This window comes from Rhodococcus sp. NPDC127527 (genome assembly GCF_042672245.1).
Classification (GTDB): domain Bacteria; phylum Actinomycetota; class Actinomycetes; order Mycobacteriales; family Mycobacteriaceae; genus Rhodococcus_G.
Genome location: NZ_JBHXVP010000004.1, coordinates 201649 through 217978 on the forward strand (window position 1 = coordinate 201649; position 16330 = coordinate 217978).

Here is a 16330-nt window from a genome sequence, read left to right on the forward strand (position 1 = left end):
CCCCTCCGGCATGGGCGGTTTCCGGATACCGGTTGCGATCAGGGTGACGGAAAACCTTGGCCGCACCGGAGCCCACTGGTTGCCTGGACCGCAGCACAGAACCACCCCTAATCCGGCGAAAGGTCTTTCATGTCTATCGATTTCGCAAGTCAGACAGCGGCGACACGAGCCTCCGTCGTCAAGCTCGGCGCCCACATCGGCGCCCGCGTCGATGGGGTTGCACTCGGCGGCGACCTCGACCCGGCGACGGTCACGCTGATCCGCCAGTCGCTGCTCGAGCACAAGGTCGTCTTCTTCCGCGGCCAGCATCACCTGGACGAGGAATCGCAGTACGAGTTCGCCCGCCTGCTCGGCGAACCCACCACCGCGCACCCGACCGTCACCTCCCGCGGCGAGAGGATCCTGCCGATCGACTCCGAGTACGGTCGCGCCAACAGCTGGCACACCGACGTCACGTTCGTCGACCGCATCCCGAAGGCTTCGATCCTGCGGGCCGAGGTGCTGCCTGCCTACGGCGGCTCGACCACCTGGGCATCCACCGTCGCGGCCTACGACTCCCTGCCCGAGCCGCTCGTGGCGCTGGTGGAGAACCTGTGGGCAACGCACACCAACGTCTACGACTACGCGGCGAGCACCGCCGAGACCGTCGACGACAAGGGCGAGGAGTACCGGAGGGAATTCCAGTCCACCTACTACGAGACGCAGCACCCCGTGGTGCGGGTGCACCCGGAGACCGGCGAACGCTCGCTGCTCCTCGGTCACTTCGTCAAGGGCTTCGTCGGCCTCGGCGCCACCGAGTCGCAGGCGCTGTTCCAGCTGCTGCAGGCCCGCATCACCAAGCTCGAGAACACCACCCGGTGGAACTGGGCAGCCGGTGACGTCGCGATCTGGGACAACCGCGCGACTCAGCACTACGCGATCGACGACTACGACGGCCAGCGCCGCCGTCTGGGCCGGATCACGCTCGCCGGCGACGTCCCGGTCAACGTCCACGGGGAACGCAGCCGCATCGTCGCGGGCGACGCCTCGCACTACTCGACCATCGATCAGCCGGTGCGGGTCGCGAGCTGATGACCGTCCCGCCGCACGCCAGGGGCTACGAGGGATTCGCGGGCCGCATCGGCCGGACCACCGACGACTCGACCCCGTCCTGGACGCCGACTCCGACCGCCGCCCCGGGATCACCGAACATCGTGGTCGTCCTGATCGACGACATGGGCTACAGCGACATCGGACCGTTCGGCTCCGAGATCGACACGCCCAACCTCGATCGACTCGCCGCCTCGGGCGTGCGGCTGACGAACTACCACACCACCCCGCTGTGCTCGCCGTCGCGCGCGGCCCTGCTCACCGGACTCAACCCGCACCGGGCGGGCTACGGCTTCGTCGCCAACGCCGACCCCGGCTACCCGGGCCTACGCCTCGAGTTGGCGGAGGACGTGCTCACACTGCCGGAGATCCTGCGCGGCAACGGGTATGCCACCTACGCGGTCGGCAAGTGGCACCTGGTCCGCGATGCCGACATGCGGCCCGGGGCCTCCCGGGCCTCGTGGCCCACCCAGCGCGGGTTCGACCGGTACTACGGGTCGCTGGAGGGTCTCAATTCCTTCTACCACCCGAACCAGCTCGTCTCGGACAGTTCCGTGGTCGACGTCGAGGAGTATCCCGAGAACTACTACCTGACCGACGATCTCACCGACAAGGCGGTCGGATACCTGAAGGACCTGCGGGCACACGAACCGGACAAGCCGTTCTTCCTGTACTTCGCCCACGTCGCGATGCACGGCCCCCTGCAGGCGAAGCAGGCCGACATCGCCAAGTACCGCGGCCGATACGCCGAGGGCTGGGACGTGCTGCGCGAGAGCCGTTTCGCCGCACAGCTGGCGCAGGGACTGTGTCCCGAGGGCACCGAGCAGGCCCCGCGCAACGCCGAACCGGGCTACGACGTGCCCGCCTGGGATTCGCTCACCGGGGACCAGCAGCGCCGGTTCGCCCGGTACATGGAGGTGTACGCGGCCATGGTCGACTCGATCGACCAGAGCGTCGGGCGGATCCTCGACACCGTGGCCGACCTCGGCGAACTCGACAACACCATCGTGGTGTTCACCTCCGACAACGGTGGCACGGCGGAGGGCGGCCCCGAGGGCACCCGCAGCTACTTCGCGCAGTTCGCCCACGTCACCGACCCCGCGTGGGTGGGCGACGTGCCACACGACGAGGAACTGATCGGCACGGCCAGGCTCGGCGTGCACTACCCGCGCGGCTGGGCGCAGACCTCGAACACCCCGTTCCGCTTCTACAAGGGGCAGTCCTTCGCCGGGGGTGTGCGGGTACCGTTCGTGCTGTCCTGGCCCGAGGGTCTGCGAAGGACCGACGACGACAGCGGCATCCGCGACCAGTTCGCCTACGTCACCGACCTCGCACCGACACTGCTGTCCCTGGCCGGCATCGTGCCACCGGGAGTGCGGAACAACCTGCCCGCCAAGGAGTTCGACGGGGTGGATGCGTCGGCACTGCTGCGCGATCGGGACGCCGAGAGTACGCACACCGAGCAGTACACCGAGATGACCGGCAACCGCGGCTTCTACCGGGACGGCTGGAAGCTGCTGGCCCCGCACCCCGGCGCCGACGTGGACGCCCCCGCCTGGCAGCTGTTCGACGTGCGCACCGACCCGACCGAACTCCACGACCTCGCCGACCGCCACCCCGAGAAGGTCGCCGAACTCGCGCAGGCCTGGGACGACGCGGCGTGGACGAACACCGTGTTCCCGCTCGTCAGCGCGAGCGGGCTCGCCGTCCGCAGGCCCGCGGAGGAGGCGTTGTCGCGACCGGTCCGCCTCCTGGCGGGCACCCCCACCCTGGAACGCTACCGCTCGTCGAGGCTGATCTCCTTTCGCGACTTCGTCATTGGCGCGGAGTTCGACGCCGACGGCTTCCGGGACGGCGACGAGGGCGTTCTCGTTGCGCACGGCGACCCGCAGGGCGGTTATCTGCTGTACATCGAAGACGGCCATCTGCACTTCGGGCTCAACAGCTTCGGCCGGTACGCCTCGGTCGACGCGGGACCGGTGCCGGTGGGATCACGGCTGATCGAGGTGTCGGCGGCCGTCCGGCCTCGACTGCGTTGGGACTTCACCGTCCGGGTCGACGGCATCCCCGCCGCCGACCTGCTCGGGCAGGTGCAGTTGGTCGGGATGGCACCCTGGACCGGCATCTCGGTCGGGGTGGACGCGCGCGGCCCGGTGTCCTGGGACCTGCGCGAGCGCCGCGGACCCTTCCGCTACTCGGGCGGCCTGCGTGCGGTCACCTACTCGCCCGGGCCGGTCCGGGTACCCGGCGAGGTGATCGGCCGCGTCGAGCGGGAGGCCGAACTCGCGGCTGACTAGCGACGGCGCCGGCTATAGATTTGGGCAATGGACCTGCGCCAGATGGAGTACTTCCTCGCTGTGGTCGACTGCGGCGGAGTCACCCGTGCGGCGGCTCAACTGCGCGTCGCACAGCCGTCGCTGTCGCAGGCGGTGCGCAAGCTCGAGAAGGACCTGGGCACCGAGTTGTTCCACCGCGTCGGCCGGGGACTGGTGCTGTCTCCGGCCGGCGAGGCGCTCGTCGGTCCGGCCCGCACCATCCTGCGGGAGGTGACGGCCGCAGAGAACTCCGTGCGCGACGTCGGAGCGATGCGCGGCGGCCGCATCGACATCGCCTCGCTCTCCGATCTGTCCTCCGACCCACTGTCGGTGTGGGTCGCCAAGTTCCGTCGCCAGTACCCGGACGTTCGGTTCCACATCGAGGAACGGGACAAGATCGCGGACATCGTCACGCTGGTGCGATCGGGGGCGTGCGAGCTGGGCATCCTCTCGACGCCGTTGCCGACCGAGGATCTCCAGGGCGAGAAGCTGATCGACCAGCAGCTCGTTCTCGTGTGCCCGCCGGGCACCGAGGCGCAGTGGCCGGATCCAGTGCCCATCGAACGCCTCTCGCGCACCCAGTTCGTGATGGGTGAAAGGGGCACGGCGACCAGGGACTACATCGAGCGCTCGCTGCGCCGGCACGGCGTGGAACCGGACGTCGCGGTGGAGGTCCGCCAGCGTGGCGCCGTACTGCCGATCGTCCTCGCCGGCGGCGGGGTGTCGATCGTCCCGCTACGCAGCGGGCTCGACGCCATGCTGCGGGGCGGGGTGGTCCGCGAACTCTCGCCGCGACTCACCCCGGGAATGGGCGTGATCCGCCGTCCCGGCCGGCTCACCGAGGCCTCCACACAGTTCCTGGCGACCTCCCGCGCGTCCTTCGAGGAGTTCGCGGCATCCATCGACGACCACATGTCCTCCGGCATCTCGCTGGTGGAGGCCGCGAAGCTGACCCGCGACGAGTCCGACAGAGACCTGCGCGAGGGCAACGCACGGACGGCCGGCGATTCATAGGTAGAGGCAGTATTTTTGCTACTTTTTTAGTCTTTGACCCAATTGATCCACTCGCCTTGAATGGTGTGCACCAGATCACAACACCGCGGCGCGAGCCGGATCCCCCACCCTGACGGCCCCCTCCCCCCGTCCGGATCGGACCCTGCCACGCAGGTAGCCGCGGCAGTTCGTTGCCGAAGGGGCACCATGACACAGACAACTCTGCCGGAGAGTGCACCGGCTCAGCACACGAAGTCCTCGCACACGCGCCGTGGCTGGATCGTCGTCGGCCTCCTGGTCCTGTTCATGCTCATCAACCACGCCGACAAGACCGTCATCGCGTTCGCCGGAGTGCAGATCCAGCGGGACCTCGGGCTGACCTCGGAGCAGTTCGGGCTGCTGCAGAGCGCCTTCTTCTGGCTGTTCGCGGCCGGCGCGCTGTTCTTCGGCTGGCTCTCGTCCCGGGTGAACATCCGATGGCTGCTGGCCGGGCTGATGCTGACCTGGGTCGCCACGATGGTCCCGCTGCTCGGCTCGGTCAGCTTCGGCGTCCTCATCACGTCCCGCATCATCCTCGGCTTCGCCGAGGGTCCCGCTTTCGCGCTGGCCAACCACGCCGCGCACTCCTGGTTCCCGCCGGAGAAGCGGGCCATGGCGGGCGGTTTCGTCTCCGCGGGCGCCTCGATCGGCACCCTGGTCGCCGCGCCGGTGCTCACCTTGATCATCTCCCGCTGGAACTGGCACGCCGCGTTCTACGTGCTCATCGCGATGGGCCTCCTGTGGGCGGTGGCCTGGCTGATCCTCGGCCGCAGCGCCAGCGAAAGCGACAGCGGCGAGGCTGCCTCCAGCGTCGTCGTCGAGACGGTCGACGCCCCGTACAAGACGATCCTGAAGACCGGCACCGTGATCGGCATCGCGGTACTGATGTTCAGCTCGTACTGGTCCACTGCCCTGAAGATCTCCTGGCTGCCGGTCTACCTCCAGGAGGGGCTGGGCTACGACACGGCCACCACCGGCCAGCTCATGATGCTGCCCTACGGGCTCGCCGCCATCGGCGCGATCGCCGCCGGCTGGTTCTCCGGCAGGCTGGTCTCCCGGGGCGTCTCCCGCCGGGTCGCCCGCGGCTACCTCAGCGCAGCGCTCGTCGCCGGCGGTGGGCTCTCGATGGCCGGCTTCACCCTGCTCCACCAGGGCGCCCCGCAGCTGATCCTGATCGCCCTCGCGTTCTCGCTGAACACCGCGGCCTTCGGCGTCGCGCTCTCGGCGGTCGCCGACGTCGTCTCGGCGAAGAAGCGCGGCATGGTGCTCGGCATTCTCTCGGCGATCGCGAGCATCTCCGGCATGGTCGCGCCGCTCGTCATCGGCTTCGCCGTCGGCTCGTCCGTCGACAAGATCACCGGCTACGCGTTCGGCTTCCAGTCCAGCGGCGCCCTGCTGATCGTCGGCGCGATCATCGCGGTCTTCCTGGTCAATCCCGAGCGCGACATCGCCCTCATCCGCCGCAGCGTCGAACAGACCCCACGTCCCACCGTCGAGGAGACCGCGTGAACACCCCAGCCATGATCGACAAGCCTCTGGACGACGTCCGCGTCGTCGACTTCGGACAGTTCATCGCGGCCCCCGCCGCCACCCAGGTCCTCGTGGATCTCGGCGCCGACGTGATCAAGATCGAACCGGTGCACGGAGAGTCCGCCCGCGGGATCGGCCCGCACGGCGAGGCCATGGTGCAGAACTACAACCGCGGCAAGCGCGCCATCGCGCTGGACCTCAAGGATCCGCGCGGCCAGGAGATCGCCCGGCAGTTGATCGCCGCCGCCGACATCGTGGTGCAGAACCTGCGGCCCGGCGTGATGGACTCGCTCGGCCTAGGCGCCGAGGCCATGCGCGCCGAGCACCCGCACCTCGTCTACGCCACCGTCAGCGGATTCGGACTGCACGGGCCGTCCCGCAACCGCGCCGGCCTCGACATCGCCGCACAGGCGGAGAGCGGCCTGATGTGGGTGACCGGCGAGCGGGACGGGGAGCCGCAGAAGGTCGGCGCCCAGATCGTCGACGCCGCAACCGGTTACGTCTGCGCCCAGGCGATTCTCGCCGCCTACATCCGACGCCTGCGCACCGGGGAGGGCGACACCGTCGAGGTCTCGCTGCTCGAGGTCGCCATGCACCTGCAGACCCCCAACTGGGGCGCCTACCTCAGCACCGGGGTCGAGCCGAAGCGGATGGGCAACGGGCAGCCGACGGTGGCGCCTGCCGCGGACATCATGCCGACCCGCGACGGCAGCGTGGTGGTCTCCGCCTACTCCGAGGTTCACTTCAGCAGGCTGTGCCGGTTGCTGGGCAGGCCCGAGCTCGCCGAGGACCCCCGCTTCGCCGACAACCCGTCCCGGGTCCGCAACAAGCCCGCCCTGCTCGCCGAACTGCACTCCGCGTTCGCGACGCTGACCAGCGACGAGGCGATGAGCATGCTGACCGGCAACGGTGTCGTCGCCGGTCGCATCAACACCTATCCCGAGGCGTTGCGCAGCCCCGACGTCGAGGCGTCCGGACTCTTCATCGAGGTCAGCCGACCCGACGGCATGCCCGCGACCGCACTCGGCACGCCGTGGCACCTCGAGAGCGTCCCGAAGCTGCCCACGGCCGGCGCGCCCGACCTGGGCCAGCACACCGCCGAACTGCTCACCGAGCTCGGCTACCCCGGCGAGGCGATCGATGCCCTCGCAGCCGACGGCGTCGTCCTCCGGCGCTAGTCACCTCAACACCCGCACCACCACATCTTTGAAGGAATCATCATGCAGCGCACTATTTTCACCGCGGATCACGACGCCTTCCGGGACTCGGTCCGCCAGTTCATCTCCAAGGAGATCACTCCGAAAATGCCCGAGTGGGAGGAGGCCGGCTGCATCCCCCGCGACTTCTACTACAAGACCGCGGAGATCGGCATCAACGGCCTCCAGGTGCCCGAGCAGTACGGCGGCGGCGGCATCGACAGCTTCCTGTTCAACACCGTCGTCTACGAGGAGATCGGTTACGCGGCAGCGTCTCTCGGCGGCTTCCAGGTGCACCTGAACACCGTGCTGCCCTACTTCCTCGAGTACGCCAACGAGGAGCAGCGCCAACGCTGGTTCCCCGGCTTCGCCGACGGCAGCCTGGTGAGCTCGATCGCGATGACCGAACCCGGCATCGGGTCGGACCTCGCGGGCGTCGCCACCACCGCGGTCCGCGACGGCGACCACTACGTCCTCAACGGCAACAAGACGTTCATCACCGGCGGCATCGGCGCCGACCTGGTGATCGTGGTGGCGCGCACCTCCAAGGACGAGACGAACCGCCGCAACGGCCTGTCGCTGATCGTGGTCGAGCGTGACATGCCCGGCTTCATCCGCGGCCGGAACCTGCACAAGATCGGGATCAAGTCGTCCGACACCGCGGAGCTGACCTTCGACAACGTCCGCGTGCCCGTCGCCAACCTGCTCGGCGAGGAGGGCGGTGCGTTCGCGATGCTCGGCCACAACCTGCCGCAGGAGCGGCTGTCGATCGCGATCACCGCCCAGTCGACGGCCACCGCCGCGGTGAACCTGGCCATCGAGTACGCCCAGGAGCGTCAGGTCTTCGGCAAGCCGCTGGCCAGCTTCCAGAACACCAAGTTCGTGCTCGCCGAGTGCGCGACCGAGCTGCAGGCCGGGCAGTCGATGATCGATCAGGCCCTGGTCGCCCTCGACGGTCGCACCCTCACGCCGGCCGATGCCGCGAAGGTGAAGCTGTTCTGCACCGAGATGCAGGCCCGGGTCATCGACAAGTGCCTGCAGCTGCACGGCGGCTACGGCTACATGACCGAGTACCCGATCGCCCGCCTGTACACCGATGCCCGCGTCACCCGGATCTACGGCGGCACCAGCGAGGTCATGAAGAGCGTGATCTCCAAGTCGCTCGGAATCTAGACCCGCGCCCCAGACACACCGAAGGACCAATCACCATGCAGATCAAGGACATCAACGCCGTCGTCACCGGTGGCGCCTCCGGCCTCGGCCTGGCCAGCGCCACCCGACTGATCGAGTCCGGCGCCACCGTCACCCTGCTCGACCTGCCCGGCTCCCCCGGCGCCGAGCAGGCCGCGGCGCTGGGCCCGGCCGCCACGTTCGTACCCACCGACGTCACCGAATCCGAGGCCGTCGAGGCCGCGTTCGCCGCCGCCGCCGAGCGCGGCCCGGTGCGTGCAGTCGTGCACTGCGCAGGCCGCGGCAAGCCCATGCGCATCCTCGACAAGGCGGGCAAGGCCACCGACCTCGAACCCTTCGAATCGGTGATCCGGCTCAACGTGATCGGCACGTTCAACGTGCTGCGCTACGCGGCTCAGACGATGGCCGCCAACGAGCCGCAGGACGGCGATCGCGGCGCGATCGTGCTCACCGCGTCCGTCGCCGCCTACGAGGGGCAGATCGGGCAGATCAACTACGCGACCTCCAAGGCCGGCGTGGTCGGCATGACGCTGCCCGCCGCCCGCGACCTCGCCAGCGTCGGCATCCGCGTCAACACGATCGCCCCGGGCGTGTTCGCCACCCCGCTACTGCTGAACGCCCGCGACGACATCCGCGACGCGCTGGCCGCGGCGGTCCCGCACCCGCAGCGGCTCGGCGAGCCCGCCGAGTTCGCGTCGCTGGCCGAGCACATCATCTCCAACGGCATGCTCAACGGCGAGACGATCCGCCTCGACGGCGCCATCCGGATGGCACCCCGGTGACCGACCAGCCCGTGGTGCTGACCGAGCGCCGGGGCCGGATCCTGGTGATCACGCTCAACCGTCCGCAGGCCCGCAACGCCGTCGACGGTGCGGTCGCCGCCGCGGTCGCCGCGGCGATGGAACTGCTGGACGACGATCCGGAGCTCAGCGTCGGAGTGCTCACCGGTGCGGGTGGATACTTCTGCGCCGGAATGGATCTCAAGGCCTTCCTGCGGGGCGAGAGCCCGCGGGTCGAGGGCCGCGGATTCGCCGGGCTCGTGGAGGCACCGCCCGCCAAGCCACTGATCGCCGCCGTCGACGGGCCGGCGCTGGCCGGCGGCTTCGAGATCGTGCTGGCCGCCGACCTCGTCGTCGCCGCGCCGACGGCGACCTTCGGCCTGCCCGAGGTGCGTCGTGGCCTGGTCGCCGCCGCGGGCGGATTGACCCGGCTGCCCACGCGACTGCCGCGCGCGGTCGCGTTGGAGATGATCCTCACCGGGGGATCCATGACGGCGCAGCAGCTCCACCCGCACGGCCTGGTGAACCGCCTCGCCGCCGAGGGCGAGGTGCTCGCGGCGGCGCTCGCGCTCGCCGACGAGATCGCCGCCAACGGTCCGCTCGCGGTCCGGGCCAGCAAGAAGGTCGTCGACGAGTCCCCCGGCTGGCCACCGACCGAGACCTTCGAACGGACCCGGCAGATCGTGATGCCGGTGTTCGGCTCGAACGACGCACGCGAGGGCGCGGCCGCCTTCACCGAACGACGCACCCCGGTCTGGACCGCTACGTGAGCACCGGGTACGAGAGAACAGGAACACAACATGCGTGATGCAGTCATCGTCGAGGCGGTACGGACCCCGATCGGGCGCCGCAAGGGCAGCCTCGCCGAGGTCCACCCCGTCGACCTCTCCGCGAGCGTCCTCACCGCGCTGCTCGACCGCTCCGGTGTCGAGGCCGGGACCGTCGATGACGTCGTGTGGGGCTGCGTCGGGCAGGTCGGCGAGCAGGCCGGAAACATCGCTCGCAACGCCGTCCTCGCCGCCGGGTGGCCGGAGTCGGTGCCCGGCACCACGATCGAGCGGCAGTGCGGGTCCAGTCAGCAGGCGCTGCACTTCGCCGCTGCTGGAGTGATCTCCGGCCAGTACGACGTCGTCGTCGCGGGCGGTGTCGAGTCGATGACCCGGATCCCGATGGGCTCGGCGCGCCGCGTCGGGCTCGGCGACCCGAACAGCGAGGCGATCAAGCGCCGCTACGAGGGCATCGAGTTCAACCAGGGTCGCGGCGCCGAGATCCTCGCCGCCCGACACGAACTGAGCCGGGCCTGGCTCGACGAGTACAGCCTGCGTTCGCACCAGCGCGCGGCGCAGGCCGCCGACGACGGCCGCTTCGCCGGCGAGATCGCGCCGGTCACCCTCCCGGACGGCACGAAGTTCGACGCCGACGAGGGCATCCGTCGCGGCACCACCCTCGACAAGCTGGCACAGCTCGAGACGGTGTTCGACGCGAACGGCCGGGTCACGGCGGGCAACGCCTCGCAGATCTCCGACGGCGCCGCGGCACTGCTGGTGATGTCCGGCGAACGGGCCCGGCAGCTGGGACTGACCCCGCTGGCCCGGGTGCACACGGCGACGGTGGTCGGCGACGATCCCGTCGCGATGCTGGGCGGCCCGATTCCCGCGACCGCGCGGGTGCTCGAGCGCGCCGGCCTGACCCTCGACGACATCGGCGCCTTCGAGGTCAACGAGGCGTTCGCCAGCGTCGTCGGGGCCTGGCTGCGGGCGACCGGCGCCGACGAGGACCTGGTGAACCCCCTCGGTGGAGCGATCGCACTCGGCCACCCGCTCGGCGGGTCGGGCGCCCGGCTGGCCACCACCCTCGTCCACCACATGCGCGGCGAGGGCATTCGATACGGACTGCAGACGATGTGCGAGGGCGGCGGCATGGCCAACGCCACCGTCTTCGAGAACCTCTCCGTCCCCGGCTGACACCCGGACGGACCCCTCCGCGCCGGAGGGTCCGCGGGCAGCCCCGTCGCACCCCGTCCGGTGCGGCGGGGCTGCTCGCGTCCGAACGCCGACCGGACGAGTCGGTCCTACGATGAGGCCATGACCATTTCGCCTGATGCAACCGTCGCCGTCGTCACCGGAGCGAGCTCCGGGATCGGGGAGGCCACCGCGCGGACCCTGGCCGCGCAGGGCTTTCACGTGGTGGTCGGGGCCCGGCGCCTCGACCGGCTCGAACGCCTGGCCAAGGACATCGGCGGCACCGCGCTCGAACTCGACGTCACCGACGAGGATTCCGTCGACGCGTTCGCCGCGGTCCTGCCGCGGGTCGACGTGCTCGTCAACAACGCGGGCGGCGCGAAGGGCCTTGCGACCGTGCAGGAGGCCGACCTCGACGACTGGCGCTGGATGTGGGAGACCAACGTCCTCGGCACGCTCCGCGTCACGAAGGCCTTGCTGCCGAAGCTGATCGAGTCCGGCGACGGGCTGATCGTCACCATCACCTCGGTCGCGGCCTTCGAGGCCTACGACAACGGCTCCGGCTACACCTCCGCAAAGCACGCCCAGGCCGTGCTGCACCGGACGCTGCGCGGGGAGCTGCTCGGCCAGCCGGTGCGGCTGACCGAGATCGCGCCCGGCGCTGTGGAGACCGAGTTCTCGCTCGTGCGGTTCTCCGGCGACGACGAGCGCGCGAAGAAGGTCTACGAGGGCATCACGCCGCTGGTGGCGGCGGACGTTGCCGAGGTCATCGGGTTCGTCGCGTCCCGGCCCTCGCACGTGAACCTCGACCAGATCATCATGAAGCCACGAGATCAGGCCGGCCCGAGCCGCTTCCACCGGCGCTGACAGCGGGTTCCGGGCACGGTCGCCGCAACCCGGACGCGGATCACCGAGCGGTACACCGCATCTGCGGCTTTCGCAGCACGGATCGGCCTAGACTCGCGGCATGGAGCTCCAGACGCGTCATCTCCGCTATTTCGTCGCCGTTGCGGAGGAACTGAGCTTCACTCGCGCCGCGGCGAAGCTGCACATCACCCAGCAGACGCTGAGCGCACAGATCAAGCAGCTGGAGCAGACACTCGGTGTCGTGCTGCTGACCCGCACCACCCGCAGCGTGACCCTCAGCGCGGCCGGCACGGCGTTCTTCGAGGACGCGACGGCGACGCTCACGGCCATGGACGTCGCGGCCGAGCGTGCCCGCTCGATGCAGCGCACCGAGAGCGAGCGACTGGTGCTGGGCTTCCTCGAGGGGGCGGCACTGATGCTGACCGAGCCGATCATCTCGGCGTTCCGCCGGCGCCACCCCGGTGTCGCGATCGAGATGCGACAGTTCAACTACGAAGACCCGTCGGCCGGCCTGAACGAGCGGTCGGTCGACGTGGCATTCGTGCGGCGCCCACTGACGACGTGCGACATCGACTTCGAGCATCTGTTCACCGAGCCCCTCGTGGCGATGGTGCGGGACGACCATCGCCTCGCCGCTCGCCCCGACGTCGCGGTCGCGGAGCTGCTCGACGAGCCGATCTTCGGCGCGGCGTGCACCGACCCGTTGTGGAACGCCTACTGGGAACTGGACGATCATCGTGACGGAGTACCGGGGCAAGTCGTGTCCCGGTCGGCCTCGCTCCTCGAGGAGTACCAGAAGGTCTCGGCAGGCGTCGGTATCGGCGTGACTGCGGCCTGCGCGCGCTGGATCCCGTTCCCGGGAGTGACACTGGTACCGATCGCCGACGTCGCGCCGTGCGAGGTCTCGCTGGCCTGGCCGCGCGAGAACGCGTCGAAGCTGGTCCGCTCGTTCGTCGCCACCGCCCGGCGCGTGCGCGACGAGAACCCGGATCTGGTCGACCGCCTGCAGACGCCCGACCTCACCGAGCGTGCGATGCCCGAACCCGCGCCGTACTGACAGCACCACGCTGTCAATCGCCAACAAGCAGGTGTTTGTCGTTCCGACGCCCACCCACCTAGCCTGATGTCACAAACCGTCTGGTACGGACTTCGGACCCCACCCGGGCCGGGTCATGCCGGCCCGCACTGAGGACTACGAGTACTCCGCGTCGGGATTCGTCGGTGATCGTCGCCGTCGAACGAACGATTTCCGCTCTCACGCTTTCGCTTTCGTGCCATCTGCGATGGCGGTTCCCCTACCGATCCGATGTCTCGCCGCACCCGTCACTGCCTGACGGGTCGGCACCGGACGCAAGCCGGTCCCCGTTCCCGATGCCGCGGTCGCGCGACGCGGGAGCGAGGCGACGCCGTCCGCCGCCCTCGAAAGGACCATCTCATGACATATCGATCGATCACGCGCACCGCGGTCGCCGCCGCGGCGACCGCCGTTGCGGTCGGGTCGCTGACCCTGCTCGGCGGTGGCACCGCCGCCGCCGCGGAGGGGTCGGCCGCCTGGGACGACTACTACTCCCACTTCACCCGCACCATCAGCGAGACCAGCCCGAACCCGGGCGACACGGTCACCGTGACGACCAAGTTCGAGCGGACCAACGACACGCCCGAGCGGCTCTACTGGATCAAGGACCACCACCCCACCTGCCTGACCTACGTCCCGGGCTCCGCCAAGATCAGCGGCAACCGAGGCACCCTCGCCGTCGAGCCGAAGCTGGAGGTCCAGCCCGGGTTCGTCGCCGCCGACATCTCCGCCGGCAACTGGACGGTGCAGAAGAACCCCGCCGAGTCGCCCGTGCTCACCGTCAAGTACAAGGTCGGCGCCGACTGCTCGCGCGGCAACTACCTCGCCACCGGCATGGAGTACAACGGCACCCTCGGCGCCGGCAGCTACGCCACCAAGGGCCCGTCCATCTCGATCAGCTACCTCGGCGGCGACGCCGGCAGCCTCGGCTCCCTGTTCGGCAGCTGATCGGCTCAGCTCTCGCGTACCCACCACCAGTGCACTCCGACCACACAAGGGAGACCAACATGGCTCGACCGGCAATCACCCGCGGCGTCACCGCCGCCACCACCGCACTCGCAGCCGGTGCCGTCGTCCTGCTCGGCGGCGCGGCCGCGAACGCCGCCCCCGCCACCATCGAGTGGAACGACGGCGGTACGAACCTCACCCGCACCGTCAGCAACACCAACCCGAACCCCGGCGACGTGATCACCGTCAGCACCCGCTGGGCACGCAACAACGCCCACTACGAAGAGCTCTGGTGGGCCAAGGACTTTCACCCCACCTGCCTGACGTACGTCCCCGGCTCCGCCAAGCTGACCGACAAGGCCGGTGTCCACACGGTCGAGCCGTACGTCGAGACCAAGCCCGACTACACCGCCGCCGACTTCGCCACCTCCGGCTACAAGCCGCTGTCCAAGAACTTCGACGACACCCCGACCCTCAGCTTCCAGTACACCGTCGGCGCCGACTGCGCCCGCGGGACTGCGCTGTACACCGGGGTGAGCTACAACGGCTCGCGTGGCCAGGGCGACTACGTCAACAAGGGCCCGGCCGTCACCGTGGCCGCCGACAGCGTCAGCGCCTCCCTGGCCCCGGTCAGCGGCGCCGTCGTCGGCACCGCAACCACCCTGACCGTCACCGTCACCCCGCACGGTGCAGGCAACGTCGAGTTCAAGGACGGCGACACGGTCATCGGCACCGCCGCCGTCGGCGCGGACGGCACCGCAACCCAGTCCTGGACGCCCGCCACCGCGGGCGATCGCACCATCACCGCCACCTACAACGGCCCCGGCGGCACCGCCACCACCAGTGCCGTCGTGACGGTCACGGCCGCATCCGGCGACGGAAGCTCCACCGGCAGCCTCGGCTCGCTCTTCGGTTCGTAGCCACACCCGGGCACCCGCGCCGCGCGGCGCGGGTGCCCGTTGCCCACCAAGCGGTAGCCCCCGGACACAGTAAGGACCCACACATGGCCCATCGAGCAGCCTCTCGCGGTGTCGCCGCGGGCGCCGCCGCCACGTTCACGATCGGCGCGTTCGCCCTCCTCACCGGCGGCGTCGCCAACGCAGCGCCGGGCAGCATCAACTGGGCGGATGGTGCAACCACCTTCACCCGCACCATCGACAACGTCACCCCCACCGGCGGCGACATTGTCACCGTCACCACGAAGTGGGCCCGCACGGACGCCAACTGGGAAGAGCTCTGGTGGGCGAAGGACCACCACGCGACCTGTCTGACCTACGTTCCCGGCTCCGCCAAGCTCACCGATGCCGCCGGCGTTCACCCCATCGAGCCGTACGTCCAGACGAACGCCGACAACACCGCCGTGGACTTCGCCACTCTCGGCTACAAGCCGCTGGCGAAGAGGAATGTCGACACCCCCGTCCTGAGCATCCAGTACACGGTCGGCAACGACTGCGCCCGCGGCACCAACCTGAGCACCGGCCTGTCCTACAACGGCTCGCGGGGCGCGGGTACCTACACGACGCAGGGTCCCGCGATCACCGTCGCCAAGAACAGCCCGACGACCACCCTCGCCCCGGTCACCGGCGCGCGGGAAGGTGCAGCGACCACGCTGACCGCCACCCTCGCCGGCGGCGGAGCCGCAGGCGACACCGTCGAGTTCTACGACGGCGCCACGAAGATCGGGACCGGCAGCCTCGACGCGAATCACACCGCAACCTTCGCCTGGACACCCAACACCGGGGGCGCTCACACCCTCCGCGCGAAGTACCTCGGCACCGCGTTCTCCAACGCCTCCGAGTCCGCGACGCAGAATGTGACCGTCGCGGCGGCCGACGTCGCCTCCACGACTACCCTCGCACCCGTCACCGGCGCCAAGGAAGGCCGGCAGGCCACCCTCACCGCCACCATCACCCCGGCAAACGCCGGCGGCACAGTCGAATTCAAGGACGGCGACACCGTCATCGGCACCGCGGCCGTCGACACCGACGGCGTAGCCACCCAGCCGTGGACACCCACCACCGCAGGCGCCCGCGTCATCACCGCCACGTACTCCGGACACGACAACGTCCTCGGCTCCACCACCACCCAGAACACCACCGTCGCCGCGGCCGACGTCGCCTCCACCACCACCCTCGCACCCGTCACCGGCGCCAAGGAAGGCCGGCAGGCCACCCTCACCGCCACCATCACCCCCGCAAACGCCGGCGGCACAGTCGAATTCAAGGACGGCGACACCGTCATCGGCACCGCAACCGTCGACACCGACGGCGTAGCCACCCAGCCGTGGACACCCACCACCGCAGGCGCCCGCGTCATCACCGCCACGTACTCCGGACACGACAACGTC

14 protein-coding genes are annotated in these 16330 nt (G+C 69.8%); all 14 read left to right on the forward strand.

The features are described 5' to 3' along the window. Positions 1-129: 129 nt before the first annotated feature. Positions 130-1071, forward strand: a complete 942-nt coding sequence (locus ACFVH2_RS09575) for a TauD/TfdA dioxygenase family protein (RefSeq protein ID WP_378421863.1) — start codon at positions 130-132, stop codon at positions 1069-1071. After that, entirely contained in the window at positions 1071-3386 is a 2316-nt protein-coding gene (locus ACFVH2_RS09580; protein ID WP_378421865.1) for an arylsulfatase, read from the forward strand. Before ACFVH2_RS09575 ends, ACFVH2_RS09580 begins: the two co-directional genes overlap by 1 nt. A 27-nt stretch (positions 3387-3413) precedes the next feature. Next, complete coding sequence (locus ACFVH2_RS09585; protein WP_378421866.1) at positions 3414-4418, forward strand: LysR family transcriptional regulator; 1005 nt, start codon at positions 3414-3416, stop codon at positions 4416-4418. A gap of 186 nt (positions 4419-4604) precedes the next feature. Then, entirely contained in the window at positions 4605-5945 is a 1341-nt protein-coding gene (locus ACFVH2_RS09590; RefSeq protein WP_378421868.1) for an MFS transporter, read from the forward strand. Then, positions 5942-7144, forward strand: coding sequence for a CaiB/BaiF CoA transferase family protein (locus tag ACFVH2_RS09595; protein WP_378421870.1), 1203 nt, complete (start codon positions 5942-5944; stop codon positions 7142-7144). The genes ACFVH2_RS09590 and ACFVH2_RS09595 overlap by 4 nt, the downstream gene beginning before the upstream one ends. A gap of 42 nt (positions 7145-7186) precedes the next feature. Beyond that, positions 7187-8335, forward strand: coding sequence for an acyl-CoA dehydrogenase family protein (locus ACFVH2_RS09600; RefSeq protein WP_378421872.1), 1149 nt, complete (start codon positions 7187-7189; stop codon positions 8333-8335). Between the two features lie 35 nt (positions 8336-8370). Next, positions 8371-9135 (forward strand): SDR family NAD(P)-dependent oxidoreductase, encoded by a 765-nt coding sequence (locus tag ACFVH2_RS09605; protein WP_378421874.1) that lies wholly within the window; start codon positions 8371-8373, stop codon positions 9133-9135. Next, entirely contained in the window at positions 9132-9902 is a 771-nt protein-coding gene (locus tag ACFVH2_RS09610) for a crotonase/enoyl-CoA hydratase family protein (protein ID WP_378421876.1), read from the forward strand. Before ACFVH2_RS09605 ends, ACFVH2_RS09610 begins: the two co-directional genes overlap by 4 nt. Positions 9903-9932: 30 nt before the next feature. Beyond that, a complete protein-coding gene (locus ACFVH2_RS09615; RefSeq protein ID WP_378421878.1) occupies positions 9933-11096 on the forward strand; it encodes a thiolase family protein in 1164 nt (387 codons plus the stop codon). A gap of 120 nt (positions 11097-11216) precedes the next feature. Continuing rightward, the gene (locus ACFVH2_RS09620) at positions 11217-11960 is read left to right on the forward strand and encodes an SDR family NAD(P)-dependent oxidoreductase (RefSeq protein ID WP_378421880.1); all 744 of its coding nucleotides are present in this window, start codon (positions 11217-11219) and stop codon (positions 11958-11960) included. 100 nt (positions 11961-12060) lie between these two features. Beyond that, positions 12061-13017, forward strand: coding sequence for a LysR family transcriptional regulator (locus ACFVH2_RS09625; RefSeq protein WP_378421881.1), 957 nt, complete (start codon positions 12061-12063; stop codon positions 13015-13017). A 378-nt stretch (positions 13018-13395) separates the two neighbouring features. Continuing rightward, positions 13396-13983: a hypothetical protein gene (locus ACFVH2_RS09630; protein ID WP_378421883.1), complete on the forward strand. Its 588-nt coding sequence runs from the start codon at positions 13396-13398 to the stop codon at positions 13981-13983. 59 nt (positions 13984-14042) lie between these two features. Further along, on the forward strand, positions 14043-14903 hold the full coding sequence (locus ACFVH2_RS09635) for an Ig-like domain-containing protein (RefSeq protein WP_378421885.1): 861 nt from the start codon (positions 14043-14045) through the stop codon (positions 14901-14903). An 83-nt stretch (positions 14904-14986) separates the two neighbouring features. Beyond that, positions 14987-16330: Ig-like domain-containing protein (locus tag ACFVH2_RS09640; protein ID WP_378475699.1), on the forward strand; the 1344-nt coding region annotated here is incomplete at its 3' end.